At 74.2% G+C, this 16,233-nt stretch carries 3 protein-coding genes; all 3 read left to right on the forward strand.

From position 1 onward, the window contains the following. A partial coding sequence (locus ACFV1W_RS37680; RefSeq protein ID WP_380421802.1) for a phosphopantetheine-binding protein occupies positions 1 to 748 on the forward strand: 748 nt, incomplete at its 5' end. A 117-nt stretch (positions 749 to 865) separates the two neighbouring features. Then, positions 866 to 6,484, forward strand: a complete 5,619-nt coding sequence (locus ACFV1W_RS37685) for a type I polyketide synthase (RefSeq protein WP_380421803.1) — start codon at positions 866 to 868, stop codon at positions 6,482 to 6,484. Between the two features lie 338 nt (positions 6,485 to 6,822). After that, on the forward strand, positions 6,823 to 16,233 hold a 9,411-nt coding region (locus ACFV1W_RS37690), incomplete at its 3' end, for a type I polyketide synthase (RefSeq protein WP_380421804.1).

Below are 16,233 nucleotides of genomic sequence, written 5' to 3' on the forward strand. Positions count from 1 at the left end.
TCGCCGGGCGGGGATGAGTCCGTTGCCGACCGGGCGCGGTCTCGAACTCCTGGACGTCGTGCTGGCGGCCGGCCTGCCCGTCGCCTCCCCGATGGGACTGGAGCCGGAGCGGATCCGGGCCGGCGACGGACCGGACTTCGCGATCCTGCGCAAGCTCGTCCGGACGCCGGTGCGGCGCGCGGCCCGGGCCGGTGCGGGTACGGTCGGCGGCCCGGTGTCGCTGGCGGACCAGCTGGCCGGCCGTCCGGCGGCCGAGCAGCTGGAGCACCTGCTCGACCTGGTGGCGTCGAACGTCGCCGAGGTCCTGCGGCACACGGGCGCGGGCGCGATCGACCCCGAGCGGAGCTTCAAGGAACTGGGCTTCGACTCGCTGACCGCGGTCGAGCTGCGCAACCGGCTCAACACCCTCACCGGACTGCGCCTGCCCGCGACCCTGGTCTTCGACTACCCCACCCCGTCCGACCTGGCGCAGTACCTGCTCGCCGAGGTCGGTGGCGCCGCCGAGCCCGCCGTCGCGCCCGTCGGCTCGGTGCTGTCGGAGCTGGACCGGCTGGAGTCCGCGATCGCCGGTGCCTCGCCCGAGGGCGAGGAGGCCGCGCGGATCACGAACCGGCTGCAGGCGGTCCTGGCCAGGTGGAACGAGATCCAGAGCACGGTCCTCGGGGCCGAGCACGGGAACGACGACCTCGAGTCGGCCACGGCCGACGAGATCCTGGACATCATCCAGCGGGAGTTCGGCGGGGCGTAGTGCCATGGCGACCCGGACGGCCACGCGCCGTCCGGGCCGCCGTTCTGTTCTCAGCGGACGGACGGGCCGAACACGGGCCCGTCCGCCAAGGATTGACTTTCGATAGGTGATGCGGAAATGGCGCAAGACGTGAAGCTGCTGGAAAACCTCAAGTTCGTGACCGCGGAGCTGCGCCGAACTCGCAATCGCCTGATCGAGGTCGAGGAGGCCGGGCGGGAGCCGATCGCGATCGTCGGCATGGCCTGCCGCTTTCCGGGCGGGGTGACCTCGCCGGAGGAGCTGTGGCAGCTGGTGGCGGGCGGCGGCGACGCGATCGCCGACTTCCCGCAGGGGCGCGGCTGGGACCTGGAAGGGCTCTACGACCCGGACCCCGACCGGGCCGGCACCACCTACGTCCACCAGGGTGGCTTCCTCAAGGACGTCGAAGCCTTCGACCCGGCCTTCTTCGGCATCTCGCCGCGCGAGGCCGTCGCCATGGACCCGCAGCAGCGGCTCGCGCTGGAGGTCTCGTGGGAGGCGCTGGAGCGGGCGGGCATCGACCCGGCCTCGCTCAAGGGCAGCGCGACCGGGGTGTACCTCGGTGTGATCCACAACGAGTACGGCTGCATCCTCCCGACCGTGCCGGCCGACCTCGAACCGTTCCTCTCGAACGGCAACGTCAACAGCGTGGCCTCCGGCCGCATCTCCTACAGCCTCGGCCTCCAGGGTCCGGCGGTCAGCCTGGACACCGCCTGCTCCTCGTCCCTGGTGACCCTGCACCTGGCCGCGCAGGCGCTGCGGCGCGGCGACTGCACGCTCGCCCTCGCGGGCGGCGTGCAGGTGCAGGCGACCCCGATCTCCTTCACGGACTTCTCCCGTCAGCGCGGCCTCGCCGAGGACGGCCGGATCAAGGCCTTCGCGGAGGCCGCCGACGGCACGATCTGGGGCGAGGGCGTCGGCATGCTGGTGCTGGAGCGGCTCTCCGAGGCGCGCCGCAACGGGCACCGGATCCTCGCCGTCCTGCGGGGATCCGCCGTCAACCAGGACGGTGCCTCCAACGGCCTGACGGCGCCGAACGGCCCGTCCCAGCAGCGTATGGTCCGGCAGGCGCTGGCCGACGCGGGCCTGTCCACGGGGGACGTGGACGTGGTCGAGGCGCACGGCACCGGCACCACGCTGGGCGACCCGATCGAGGCACAGGCGCTGCTGGCCACGTACGGACAGGGCCGTGAGGCGGGCCGGCCGCTGTGGATCGGCTCGATCAAGTCCAACATCGGCCACACCCAGGCCGCCGCCGGTGTCGCCGGTGTGATCAAGATGGTGATGGCGCTGCGCGAGGGCGTCATGCCGCAGACGCTGCACGTGGACCGGCCGTCGACGAAGGTCGACTGGTCGGCGGGCGCGGTCGAGCTGCTGACCGAGAACCGAGACTGGCCGGAGGCTGGGCGTCCGCGCCGGGCCGGTGTGTCCTCGTTCGGCCTGAGCGGCACCAACGCGCACGTGATCCTGGAGCAGGCTCCGGTGGAGGAGCCGGCGGAGGCGGCTGCGGTCACCGTCGACGCTCCGGTGCCGTGGGTGGTGTCGGGCAAGTCCGAGGCGGCACTGCGGGCGCAGGCCGGGCGGCTGGTGGCGTTCGTCGGGGAGCGGCCGGAGCTGTCGCCGGCGGACGTCGGGTACTCGCTGGCGCTGTCGCGGGCCCGGTTCGACCACCGTGCGGTGGTGTCGGGTGCGAGCCGGGACGAGCTGCTGGCGGGCCTCGCCGGCGTGGCGAGCGGCGAGGTTTCCGGCGAGACGGTGGGCCGGGGCAAGCTGGCGTTCCTGTTCACGGGGCAGGGCAGCCAGCGGTCGGGGATGGGCCGGGAGTTGTACGAGGCGTTCCCGGTGTTCGCGGCGGCCTTCGACGAGGTGTGCGATCGCTTCGAACTGCCTTTGAAGGATGTGGTGTTCGAGGCGTCGGAGCTGCTGGACCGGACGGAGTACACGCAGGCGGCGCTGTTCGCGGTCGAGGTGGCGCTGTTCCGTCTGGTGGAGTCGTGGGGTCTGAAGCCGGACTTCCTGGTCGGCCACTCGGTGGGCGAGATCGCTGCCGCCCACGTCGCGGGCGTGCTGTCGCTGGACGATGCGGCCAGGCTCGTCGAGGCGCGTGGGCGTCTGATGCAGGCGCTGCCCACCGGTGGTGCGATGGCGGCGATCGAGGCGACGGAGGCGGAGGTGCTGCCGCTGCTGGCCGGCCGGGAGTCGGAGATCGCCATCGCGGCGGTCAACGGTCCTGTGTCGGTGGTGGTTTCGGGCGACGAGGCAGCGGTGCTGGAGGTGCTGGAGCACTGGAAGGCGCAGGGCCGCCGGGGTCGTCAGCTGCGGGTGAGCCACGCGTTCCACTCGCCGCGGATGGAGCCGATGCTGGCCGAGTTCCGCGCCGTGGCAGCCGAGTTGACCTACAGCGAGCCGACGTTCGCCGTCGTCTCCAACGTCACCGGTGAACTGGCCACCGAGCTGACGTCCCCCGAGTACTGGGTGCGGCACGTCCGCGAGGCGGTGCGCTTCGCCGACGGCATCGCCTACCTGGCGGAGCAGGGCGTCACCAAGTTCCTGGAGCTGGGCCCGGACGGCACGCTGTCCGCCCTCGCGCAGGAGATCACCGAGGGTCACTTCGCCCCGGTCCTGCGCAAGGACCGCCCGGAAGCCCTGTCCTTCACCCAGGCCGTCACCGGCCTGCACGCCCGAGGCGCCGAGCTGGACTGGGAGGCCGTCTTCGCCGGTCGCGGTGCCCAGCGCGTCGACCTGCCCACCTACGCCTTCCAGCACCAGCGCTTCTGGCTGGAGGGCGGCGCCTCCGCCGGCGACGCCGCCGGGCTCGGCCTGGCGGAGAGCGGGCACGCCCTGCTCGGCGCCGCGGTGACGCCCGCCGGCACCGACACCATGGTGTTCACCGGTCGGGTCTCGCTGCGCTCGCACCCGTGGCTGGCGGACCACGCGGTGATGGGCACGGTCCTGGTGCCGGGCACGGGCCTGGTGGAGCTGGCCGTGCACGCCGGTGACCAGGTTGGGTACGGGCAGGTCGAGGAACTGACCATCCAGGCCCCGCTGGTGCTCCCGGCGACCGGTGCGCTGCAGGTGCAGGTCGTCGTGGGCGCGGCGGACGCGTCCGGGCACCGTTCGGTCGGTGTCCACTCCCGCCCGGACGGCGCCGCCGAGGAGCCGTGGACGACGCACGCCGTCGGCGCGCTCGGCACGGCCCCCGTCACCGTCGAGGCCGACCTGCTGTCCTGGCCGCCGGCCGGGGCGGAGGAGATCGGGCTGGACGGGCTGTACGAGGGCCTGAACGAGCAGGGCTACGAGTACGGTCCGGTCTTCCGGGGCCTGCGCGCGGTCTGGGTACGCGGCGAGGAGGTCTTCGCCGAGGTGGAGCTCGCGGAGGGCACCGCGACCCGCGGGTTCTCCGTCCACCCGGCGCTGCTGGACTCCGCGCTGCACGCCTCGATCGTCGCCGTGAACCACCGGGCCGCCGCCCGGGCCGCCGCCCGGGCCGCCGGTGCGGCGGACGGCGCGGAGGAGGAGCCCGAGGTCCGGATCCCGTTCTCCTGGGCCGGTGTCACCTTCCACGCGGAGGGCGCCTCCCACCTGCGGGTGCGCCTCACCATGGACGAGGAGAAGCGGATCACCCTGGCCGCCGGGGACGCCACGGGCGCGCCGGTGGTCTCCGTCGAGGGCCTGGCGACCCGGCCGGTGTCCGCCCGGCAGCTGGCCTCGGCGGGCGGTGCGGTCCGGCCGCTCTATCACGTGGACTGGGTGCCGGCCCCGGCGGTCGCGCCGGCCACGGGCAGCTGGGCGGCACTGGGCGAGGACGCGCTCGGGCTGCACGGCGCGCTGAAGGGCGTCGCCGGCGGGGTGTCCGTCCACCCGGGCCTCACCGAGCTGCTCGCGGCCGTCGAGGAGGGCGGCCGGGTGCCGGACACGGTCTGCCTGCCGTGGGCCCCGGCGGGCTCCGCCGACACCCTGCCGACGCTCGCCGAGGACGCCGGGGCCGCGACCGCGCGCGCCCTGGAGACGGTGCGGGGCTGGCTGGCGGCGGACCGGCTGGACGGCGCCCGGCTGCTGATGGTCACCCGTGGCGCGACGGCCGGGCGGGCCGACGCGGCTCCGACCGACCTGGTGCACGCGGCCCTGTGGGGCCTGGTGCGTTCGGCCGAGGCCGAGAACCCCGGGCGGTTCGTCCTGCTGGACCTGGATCCGGACGGCGCCGAGTCCGTCGGGTACGACGTGCTGGCGCTGGCCGCCGCCTCCGTGGAGCCGGAGCTGGCCCTGCGTGACGGCGTGCTGTACGTGCCGAAGCTGGCCCGCGTCGAGCAGCCCGTCGGATCCGACGCGGACGGCGCCGACGGGAGCGGCGCTCCCCGCTTCGCCCCCGGGGGAACGGTGCTGATCACCGGCGGAACCGGCTCGCTCGGCGGGCTCGTCGCCCGTCACCTGGTGACCGGGTACGGCGTCCGCCGCCTGCTCCTGACCAGCCGGCGCGGCCCGGCGGCCGAGGGCGCCGCCGAGCTGGTGGCCGAACTGGCCGGGCTCGGGGCCGAGGTGACCGTCGCCGCCTGCGACGCCGCCGACCGCGAGGCCCTGGCGGCGCTGCTGGCGGCCGTCCCGGCCGAGCACCCGCTCACCGGCGTCGTCCACACCGCCGGCGTCCTGGACGACGGGGTGATCGGCTCGCTCACCCCGGAGCGGCTGGCGGCGGTCATGCGCCCTAAGGTGGACGCGGCCGTCAACCTGCACGAGCTCACCCGCCACCTGGAGCTCGACGCCTTCGTGCTCTTCTCCTCCGCCGCGGGCGTCTTCGGCGGCCCCGGCCAGGCCAACTACGCCGCGGCGAACGTCTTTCTGGACGCCCTCGCCGGGCACCGCCGCGCCGCCGGGCTCACCGCCCACTCCCTGGCCTGGGGCCTGTGGGAGCAGCGCAGCGAGCTGACCTCCAAGCTCGGCTCCGGCGACGTGCAGCGCATCACCGGCTCGGGCCTGGCGACGATCCCCTCGGCGGAGGGCCTGGAGCTCCTCGACGCCGCGCTCGCGACCGCCGAGGCCGTGATCGTGCCCGTGCGGCTCGACCTGCCGCAGCTGAGGGCCCAGGCCGCGGCCGGCGACCTCACGGCCCTGCTCGACGGGCTCGTCCGCGTCCCGGCCCGGCGCGAGGCGTCGACCGCCGGCGCGTCGGGGGAGTCCCCGGCGGAGCAGCTGGTCCGCCGGCTGGCCGGGTTGAGCGAGGAGAAGCGGGCCGAGGTCCTGCTGGAGCTGGTGCAGGTCAACGTGGCCAAGGTGCTCGGCTTCACGAACCACCGTCAGGTCGAGGCGGGGCGCGGCTTCATCGACCTCGGCGTCGACTCGCTGACCGCCCTGGAGCTGCGCAACCGGCTCAACGGGGCGACCGGCCTGCGGCTGCCCGCCACGCTGATCTTCGACTACCCGTCGGCGGGTGCGGTCGCCGGCCACCTCGGCACCCGGATCAGCGCCGGCCCGGCCGTCCAGGGAGCCGCCCCGGTGCACGCCGACCTGGGCCGGCTGGAGGCCACGCTGTCGGCCGCGGAGCTGTCGGACGAGGACCGGGACAAGGTGGTCAACCGCCTCCAGGGCCTGCTGGCCACCCTGGGCCGCTCCGTGGTGGTGTCCGGCGGCGGTGCCGGTGCCGCCGCCGCGGTGACGGACCTGGACGCGGTGAGCGACGACGAGATGTTCGCGCTGATCGACCAGGAGCTCGGCCTGGGCTGACCCTCCGCCGGGCCCGGCCGGGCCCGCCCGTCCCAGCCCGCCCCAGCCGTCCGGAAGGCCGCCCCTCGGCCGTCCGGACGGCTGTTCCGCACCACCGCACCGAACCTCCGTCGAGCCCCTCCGCCCCCGCGCCTCCGTCCCGTTCCTCCGTACCGGGCCGGTCCGTACGTCCGGTCCGGCGGGCCGAATATCCCTGGCCACGCGGTATTTCCCGCCCCTCTGGGGTCGTAGGGGGGCGACTAGGGACGCTAGGGGTGGCCGCCGCGGGGAGCCAGCTCCTAGCGTCGCATGTGAAGTCATGTCGATGTCCCGCCGCGCTCCTCAAGAGGTTGCTTTAGATGCAGAATGAGCAGAAGCTTCGCGACTACCTCAAGCGGGTAATGGCCGATCTGCAGCAGACGAAGCAGCTGTTGAACGAGGCCGACTCGCGGGCGCACGAGCCCATCGCCATCGTGGGAATGAGCTGCCGCTATCCCGGTGGCGCCAATTCCCCCGAGGAACTCTGGGAGATGGTCGCCGAGGGCAGGGACGCGGTGTCCGCCCTTCCGTCCGACCGCGGATGGGACATCGAACGGCTCTACAGCCCGGACCGGGAAAAGCCCGGAACGTTCTACAACCGGGAAAGCGGATTCCTCTACGACGCGGCGCAGTTCGACCCCGCGTTCTTCGGGATCTCCCCCCGCGAGGCGCTCGCGATGGACCCGCAGCAGCGCCTTCTCCTGGAAATCTCCTGGGAGGCTTTCGAGCACGCCGGAATCGACCCGCACTCGCTGCGCGGAAGCCGGACCGGCGTATTCGCCGGCGTGATGTACCAGGACTACGCGACCCGGCTCGACCGCCTCCCCGAAGACGTCGAGGGGTACCTCAGCACCGGCAACGCGTACAGCGTCACCTCCGGCCGGATCTCCTACACCCTGGGCCTGGAGGGCCCCGCCGTCTCCGTCGACACGGCCTGCTCCTCCTCGCTCGTCACCCTGCACCTGGCCGCGCAGGCGCTGCGCAACGGCGAGTGCACGATGGCCCTGGCCGGCGGCACCACGGTCATGTCCACCCCCGAGGCCTTCATCGACCTCGCCCGTCAGGGCGGCCTCTCGGCCGACGGCCGCTGCAAGGCCTTCTCCGACCGGGCCGACGGCGCCGGCTTCGCCGAGGGCGTCGGCATGCTGCTGCTGGAGCGGCTGTCCGACGCGCGCCGCAACGGCCACAAGGTGCTGGCCGTCGTGCGGGGATCCGCCGTCAACCAGGACGGCGCGAGCAGCGGCCTGACCGCGCCCAACGGTCCCTCGCAGCAGCGCGTCATCCGCCAGGCGCTGGACAACGCGCAGCTCTCCTCCGACCAGATCGACGTGGTCGAGGCGCACGGCACCGGCACCAGCCTGGGCGACCCGATCGAGGCCCAGGCCCTGATCAACACCTACGGTCAGGAACGCCCGGCCGACAACCCGCTGTGGATCGGCTCGTTCAAGTCCAACGTCGGCCACACCCAGGCGGCGGCCGGCGCGGGCGGCATCATCAAGATGGTGATGGCGCTGCGCAACGGCGTCATGCCCAAGACCCTGCACGTGGACCGGCCGTCGACGAAGGTCGACTGGTCGGCGGGCGCGGTCGAGCTGCTGACCGAGGCGCGGGACTGGCCGGCGGTCGGCCGTCCGCGCCGCGCGGCGGTGTCCTCGTTCGGCATCAGTGGCACGAACGCGCACGTGATCCTGGAAGAGGCCCCGGCGGAGGAGCCGGAGGAGGTGGCGGAGGCCGCCGTCATCGCCCCGGTGTCGTGGGTGGTGTCGGGCAAGTCCGAGGGCGCACTGCGCGACCAGGCGGCGCGGCTTGCGGCGTTCGTCGGGGAGCGGCCGGAGCTGTCGCCGGTGGACGTCGGGTATTCGCTGGCGCTGTCGCGGGCCCGGTTCGACCACCGTGCGGTGGTGTCGGGTGCTGGCCGGGACGAGCTGCTGGCGGGCCTGGCGGCGGTGGCCGAGGGCCGGACCGACGTGGGCGTCGTCGGCGGGTCGGCCGCCTCGGTCGGCGGGCTCGCGTTCCTGTTCACGGGGCAGGGGAGCCAGCGGTCGGGGATGGGCCGGGAGCTGTACGGCACCTTCCCGGTGTTCGCCGCGGCGTTCGACGAGGTGTGCGATCGCTTCGAACTGCCCTTGAAAGACGTGGTGTTCGAGGCGTCGGAGCTGCTGGACCGGACGGCGTACACGCAGGCGGCGCTGTTCGCGGTCGAGGTGGCGCTGTTCCGTCTGGTGGAGTCGTGGGGTCTGAAGCCGGACTTCCTGGTCGGTCACTCGGTGGGTGAGATCGCTGCCGCGCATGTCGCGGGCGTGCTGTCGCTGGACGACGCCGCCAAGCTCGTCGAGGCGCGTGGGCGTCTGATGCAGGCGCTGCCCGCAGGTGGTGCGATGGCGGCGATCGAGGCGACCGAGGCGGAGGTGTTGCCGCTGCTGGCCGGCCGGGAGTCGGAGATCGCCGTGGCGGCGGTCAACGGTCCTGTGTCGGTGGTGGTTTCGGGCGACGAGGCCGCGGTGCTGGAGGTGCTGGAGCACTGGAAGGCGCAGGGCCGTCGGGGTCGTCAGCTGCGGGTGAGCCATGCGTTCCACTCGCCGCGGATGGAGCCGATGCTGGCCGAGTTCCGCGCCGTCGCCTCGGAACTCACGTACGCCGAGCCGACGTTCGCCGTGGTGTCCAACGTCACCGGTGAACTGGCCACCGAGCTGACGTCCCCCGAGTACTGGGTGCGGCACGTCCGTGAGGCGGTGCGCTTCGCCGACGGCATCGCCTACCTGGCGGCCCAGGGCGTCACCGACTTCCTGGAGCTGGGCCCGGACGGCACGCTGTCCGCCCTCGCGCAGGAGATCACCGAGGGCCACTTCGCCCCGGTCCTGCGCAAGGACCGCCCGGAGGCGCTGTCCTTCACCCAGGCCGTCACCGGCCTCCACACGTACGGCGCCGAGCTGGACTGGGAGTCGGTGTTCGCCGGTCGCGGTGCCCAGCGCGTCGACCTGCCCACCTACGCCTTCCAGCACCAGCGTTACTGGCTGGAGTCGGCCGCGCCCGAGGAGCCGGCCACCGTCAGCGGTGCCGCACCCGAGGAGGCGCGCTTCTGGGAGGCCGTCGAGCGGGAGGACACCGCCGCCCTCGCCGCCGCGCTCTCCGTCGACGGCGCCGAGCCGGCCTGGCTGGAGGCCGCGCTGCCCGTGCTGTCGACCTGGCGCCGGCAGAGCCGTCAGCGCAACACCGTCGACTCGTGGCGCTACCGCGTCACCTGGAAGCCGCTCTCCTCCGCCCCCACCGCCGGTGTCTCCGGCACTTGGCTGCTGGTGGTCCCGGCCGGCGAGGCCGCCGGGGACGCCTGGGTGTCCGCCGCCGAGCGTGCTCTGACGGCGCGCGGCGGCGTGGCCGTCCGGGTCGACTGGGACGCGGCCGACACCGACCGCGCCGCGCTCGCCGAGCGGATCCGCGCGGCGGCCGGTGACACCCCCCTGAACGGCGTGCTGTCGCTGCTCGGGTTCGACACGGCCCCGCACGCCGCCCATCCCTTCGTGCCCGCCGGGCTCGCCGGGACGCTCACCCTCGTCCAGGCGCTCGGCGACGCGGGCGTCGAGGCCCCGCTCTGGCTCGCCACCCGCGGCGGCATCTCCGTCGGCCGCTCCGACCTCGCCGCCGATCCCGCGCAGGCCCAGGTCTGGGGCCTCGGCCGGGTGGCCGGCCTGGAGCACCCGAACCGCTGGGGCGGTCTGGTCGACCTTCCCGGCACCGTCGACGACCGTGCCGTCGGCCGGCTCGCCGACGTGCTGTCCGGCGGGGGCGGTGAGGACGAGCTCGCGGTCCGCGCGACCGGTGTGTTCGGCCGCCGTCTCGTCCGCTCCTCGCTCGCCGACCAGGCGGGCGGCTCGTGGACGCCGCGCGGCACGGTCCTGATCACCGGTGGCACCGGCGCCCTCGGCGGCCACGTCGCCCGCTGGGCGGCCGCCAACGGCGCCGAGCACCTGGTGCTCACCAGCCGGCGCGGCGACCGGGCCCCCGGCGCGAGCGAACTGGCCGCCGAGCTGGCCGAGTTCGGCGCCCGGGTCACCTTCGAGGCCTGCGACGCGGGCGACCGCGAGGCACTGGCCGCCGTCCTGGAGCGGATCGACGCGCAGGCCGACGCTCTGCCGCTCACCGCCGTCGTCCACGCCGCCGGCGTCGGCGACACCGGCGCCCTGATGACCACCGACCTGGGCGAGGTCGCCCGGATCGTCGCCGCCAAGGCCGCCGGCGCCACCCACCTGGACGACCTGCTGGGCGACCGGCCGCTGGACGCCTTCGTGCTCTTCTCGTCCAACGCCGCCGTCTGGGGCGGCGCGGACCAGGGCGCCTACGCGGCGGGCAATTCCTTCCTGGACGCCTTCGCCGAGCAGCGCCGTGCCAAGGGCCGTACCGCCACCTCCATCGCCTGGGGCCTGTGGGGCGGCGGCGGCATGGGCACCGACGGCGACGAGGAGGCGATGCTGCGCGTCGGCCTCAAGCGGATGAGCCCCGAACTCGCGGTCTCCGCCCTCGTCCAGGCCGTCGAGCACGAGGAGACCACCGTCTCCATCGCCGACATGGACTGGGAGCGCTTCGCCCCCGCCTACTCCGCCGTCCGGCAGCGCCCGCTGATCGGAGGCCTGCCCGAGGTCCGGCACGTCCTGGACGCCGCCGAGGCCCCGGCCCCGACCGCCGCCGCCGGCGGCAACGCCCTCGCCCAGCGGCTCGCCGGCCTGAGCACGGCCGAGCAGCAAGCGATCGTCCTTGAGCTGGTGCGCACCCAGGCCGCCGCCGCCCTCGGCCACGCCGAGGCCGCCGCGATCGAGCCCGGCGCCGCCTTCCGCGAGCTCGGCTTCGACTCGCTCACCGCCGTCGACATCCGCAACCGCCTCAACGGCGCCACCGGGCTCCGGATGCCGACCACGCTGGTCTTCGACTACCCGACCGCCGCCGCCGTGGCCGACTACATCCGCACCGAGCTGGTCGGCACCGACACCGCCGCGGCGCTGCCCGCCGTCGCCACCGCACTCACCGCCGACGAGCCCATCGCCATCGTCGCCATGAGTTGCCGCTACCCCGGCGGCGTCGACACGCCCGAGGCGCTGTGGCGGCTCGTCCTGGACGGCCGCGACGCGATCACGCCGTTCCCGACCGACCGCGGCTGGCCCATCGACGACCTGTACGACCCGGACCCCGAGGCGAGCGGCACCACCTACGCCTACGAGGGCGGGTTCATCGAGGAGGCGGGCGGCTTCGACGCCGGCTTCTTCGGGATCTCGCCGCGCGAGGCGCTCGCCATGGACCCGCAGCAGCGTCTGCTGCTGGAGGCCGCGTGGGAGGCGCTGGAGCGCGCGGGCATCGACCCGTTGTCCCTGCACGGCACCCAGGGCGGCGTCTTCATCGGCGCCGGCTCGCAGGGCTACGGCATCGACGCCGACGCCCCCGAGGGCACCGAGGGCTACTTCCTCACCGGCACCCAGTCGTCGGTCATCTCCGGCCGCGTCTCGTACACCCTGGGCCTGGAGGGCCCGGCGGTCACCGTCGACACCGCCTGCTCCTCCTCCCTGGTGGCCCTGCACCTCGCCGCGCAGTCGCTGCGCCAGGGCGAGTGCGACATGGCCCTCGCGGGCGGCATCACCGTCATGGCCACCCCCGGCGCCTTCGTCGAGTTCAGCCGCCAGCGCGGCCTCTCCGGCGACGGCCGTTGCAAGGCCTTCGCGGGCGCCGCCGACGGCACCGGCTGGTCCGAGGGCGCCGGACTGCTCGTGCTGGAGCGGCTGTCGGACGCGCAGGCCAAGGGCCACAAGGTCCTTGCGGTGGTGCGGGGTTCGGCCGTCAACCAGGACGGCGCCTCCAACGGCCTGACGGCGCCGAACGGCCCGTCCCAGCAGCGCGTCATCCGCCAGGCCCTGGCCGGCGCCGGGCTCACCACGGGCGACGTGGACGTCGTCGAGGCGCACGGCACCGGCACCCGGCTGGGCGACCCGATCGAGGCCCAGGCCCTGATCGCCACCTACGGCCAGGGCCGCGAGGGCGGCGAGCCGCTCTGGCTCGGCTCGATCAAGTCCAACATCGGCCACACCCAGACGGCGGCCGGTGTCGCCGGTGTGATCAAGATGGTCATGGCGATGCAGGAGGGCGTCCTCCCGCAGACGCTCCACGTGGACGAGCCGACCCCGCACGTCGACTGGTCGGCGGGCGCGGTCGAGCTGCTCACCGAGAACCGGGCGTGGCCCGAGCTCGGCCGCCCGCGCCGGGCGGCGGTGTCCTCCTTCGGCGTCAGCGGCACCAATGTGCACACCATCATCGAGCAGGCCCCGGCGGAGGAGCCGGCCGAGGCCGTCGAGGTGACGGTTGACGCCCCTGTCGCCTGGGTGGTGTCGGGCAAGACCGAGGGCGCACTGCGCGACCAGGCGGCGCGCCTGGCGGCGTTCGTCGGGGAGCGGCCGGAGCTGTCGCCGGTGGACGTCGGCTACTCGCTGGCGCTGTCGCGTTCCCGCTTCGAGCACCGGGCCGTCGTCTCGGGCGCGAGCCGGGAGGAGCTGCTGGCCGGGTTGGCAGGCCTGGCGAGCGGCGAGGTGCCCGGTGGGGTGGTGGGCCGGGGCAAGGTGGCGTTCCTGTTCACGGGGCAGGGGAGCCAGCGGGCCGGGATGGGCCGGGAGTTGTACGAGGCGTTCCCGGTGTTCGCGGCGGCCTTCGACGAGGTCTGCGCGCACCTGGACGCCCACCTGGACGTGCCGTTGAAGGACGTGGTGTTCGAGGGGTCGGAGCTGCTGGACCGGACGGCGTACACGCAGGCGGCGCTGTTCGCCGTTGAGGTGGCGTTGTTCCGTCTGGTGGAGTCGTGGGGTCTGGTGCCGGACTTCCTGGTCGGTCACTCGGTGGGTGAGATCGCTGCCGCGCATGTCGCGGGTGTGCTGTCGCTGGAGGATGCGGCGCGGCTGGTGGAGGCGCGTGGGCGTCTGATGCAGGCGCTGCCCGCCGGTGGTGCGATGGCGGCGATCGAGGCGGCGGAGGCGGAGGTGCTGCCGCTGCTGGCCGGCCGGGAGTCGGAGATCGCCATCGCGGCGGTCAACGGTCCTGTGTCGGTGGTGGTTTCGGGTGACGAGGCCGTCGTGCTGGAGGTGCTGGAGCACTGGAAGGCGCAGGGCCGCAAGGGGCGTCAGCTGCGGGTGAGCCATGCGTTCCACTCGCCGCGGATGGAGCCGATGCTGGCCGAGTTCCGCGCCGTCGCCTCGGAACTCAATTACGCGGAGCCGAAGTTCGCCGTCGTCTCGAACGTGACGGGTGAACTGGCCACCGAGCTGGGCACGCCCGAGTACTGGGTGCGGCACGTCCGTGAGGCGGTGCGCTTCGCCGACGGCATCGCCTACCTGGCGGCCCAGGGCGTCACCAAGTTCCTGGAGCTGGGCCCGGACGGGACCCTCTCTGCCCTGGCGCAGGAGATCACCGAGGGCTACTTCGCCCCGGTCCTGCGCAAGGACCGCCCGGAGGCGCTGTCCTTCACCCGGGCCGTCACCGGGCTGCACGCCCGTGGCGCCGAGCTGGACTGGGAGGCCGTCTTCGCCGGTCGCGGCGCGCGCCGCACCGACCTGCCGACGTACGCCTTCCAGCACCAGCACTTCTGGCTGGAGATGGGCGCTCCGGCGAGCGACGTCTCCGTGCTCGGCCAGGTGGCCATCGGCCACCCGCTGCTGAGCGCCGCCGTCGCCCTGCCGGAGTCGGACACGCTGGTCCTCACCGGCCGGCTCTCCCTCCAGTCGCACCCGTGGATCGCCGACCACCTGGTGATGGGCTCCGCCGTCCTGCCGGGCACCGGCTTGGTCGAGCTGGCGATCCACGCCGGTGACGAGGTGGGCTTCGGTCAGGTCGAGGAGCTGATGCTCCAGGCCCCGCTGGTCCTCACCGAGCGCGGCGCCCTGGTGCTGCGCGTCATCGTCGAAGCGGAGGACTCGCTGGGCCGCCGCCCGGTGGCCGTCTACTCCCGCCCGGACGAGGCGGACACCGTGGAGCCGTGGACGCGGCACGCGGCCGGCTTCCTGGCGGCCGGTGCCGGGGAACCGTCCTTCGACCTCTCGGTGTGGCCGCCGAAGGGCGCCGAGCCGGTCGAGGTGGAGGACCTGTACGAGAGCCTGGCCGCCACCGGCCTGGTCTACGGCCCGGTCTTCCGGGGCCTGCGCGCCGCCTGGCGCCTTGAGGACGCCGTGTACGCCGAGGTCGCGCTGCCCGAGGGCGTGTCGGTCGACGGCTTCGGTGTCCACCCGGCGCTCTTCGACGCCGCCCTGCACGCCGCCGCCCTGGGCGCCGCCCGGAACGCCGAGGACGGCGAGGGGACCGGTCTGCCCTTCGCCTGGAACGGCGTGTCCCTGCACGCCACCGGCGCGTCCGTGCTGCGCATCCGGCTGACCCCGTCCGGCCAGGACGGCGTGTCCCTGGTCATGGCCGACGGCACCGGCAGCCCGGTCGCCTCGACCGACTCGCTGGTCTTCCGCCGGATCACGGCCGACCAGCTGTCCGCGGGCCGGGAGGCGGCGCACGAGGCGCTGTTCGGGCTGGACTGGTCGGTGCTGGCGCTGCCGGCGGCGGAGGCCGGTTCGTGGGCGGTGCTCGGTGCGGCGGAGGGTGTCTTCGCCGGTGGTACGGCGTTCGCCGGTCTGGCGGAGCTGGCCGGGGAGGGTTCGGTGCCGGAGGTGGTGTTCGCGCCGATCGCCCCGTCCGGGGGTGAGGGCGTCGTGGGTGCCGCCCACCGGTCGGCCCGGGACGCGCTGGCGCTGGTGCAGGGCTGGCTGGCGGAGGAGCGTTTCGCGGACTCGCGGCTGGTGTTCGTGACGAGCGGTGCGCTGGCCGAGGATCTTGCCGGTGCCCCGGTCTGGGGCCTGGTCCGCTCGGCGCAGTCGGAGAACCCGGGCCGGTTCGTGCTGGTGGACGCCGATGAGTCGGTGACCGCGGGGCTGCTCTGGTCGGTCCTCGGCTCGGACGAGACCGAGGCGGCCGTCCGCGATGGTGCGGTGCGCGTGCCGCGCCTGACCCGGACGCCGGTCGTCGAGGGCGGGGTCGAACCGGACGCGGACGGGACGGTGCTGGTCACCGGTGGTACGGGTGCGCTGGGTTCGCTCGTCGCCCGTCACCTGGTCGCCGAGCACGGTGTCCGTCACCTGGTCCTGACCAGCCGTCGCGGTCTGGCCGCCGAGGGTGCGCGGGAACTGGCGGACGAGCTGGTCGCGCTGGGCGCCGCCGAGGTGGAGGTCGCCGCGTGCGACGCCGCCGACCGCGACGCCCTGGCGGAGCTGCTCGGCACCATCGCCGCCCGCCGTCCGCTCACCGCGGTCGTGCACACGGCCGGTGTGCTGGACGACGGTGTGATCGGCTCGCTCACTCCGGAGCGGCTGGAGGCGGTGCTACGGCCGAAGGTGGACGCGGCGTTCAACCTGCACGATCTGACCCGCGAGCTGGAGCTCGACGCCTTCGTGCTGTTCTCCTCCGTCGCCGGTGTGATGGGCAGTGCCGGCCAGGGCAACTACGCCGCCGCCAACACCTTCCTGGATGCCCTCGCCGCCCACCGTCACAGCCTCGGTCTGCCCGCGACCTCGCTGGCCTGGGGCCCGTGGGCCCGCTTCGGCGGCATGACCGCCGAGCTGGACGACGTCGACGTCAACCGGATGAACCGGGGTGGGCTGGCCGGTCTGTCGGGTGACGAGGGTCTGGAGCTGTTCGACGCCGGTTGGGTGTCGGAGCGGGCGCTGTTG

Source organism: Kitasatospora sp. NPDC059648 (genome assembly GCF_042734825.1).
Taxonomy (GTDB): domain Bacteria; phylum Actinomycetota; class Actinomycetes; order Streptomycetales; family Streptomycetaceae; genus Kitasatospora.

Coding starts and splice junctions, on each gene's coding strand:
- ACFV1W_RS37685 (WP_380421803.1), top strand. CDS start 866: ATGGCGCAAGACGTGAAGCTGCTGGAAAACCTCAAGTTCGTGACCGCG.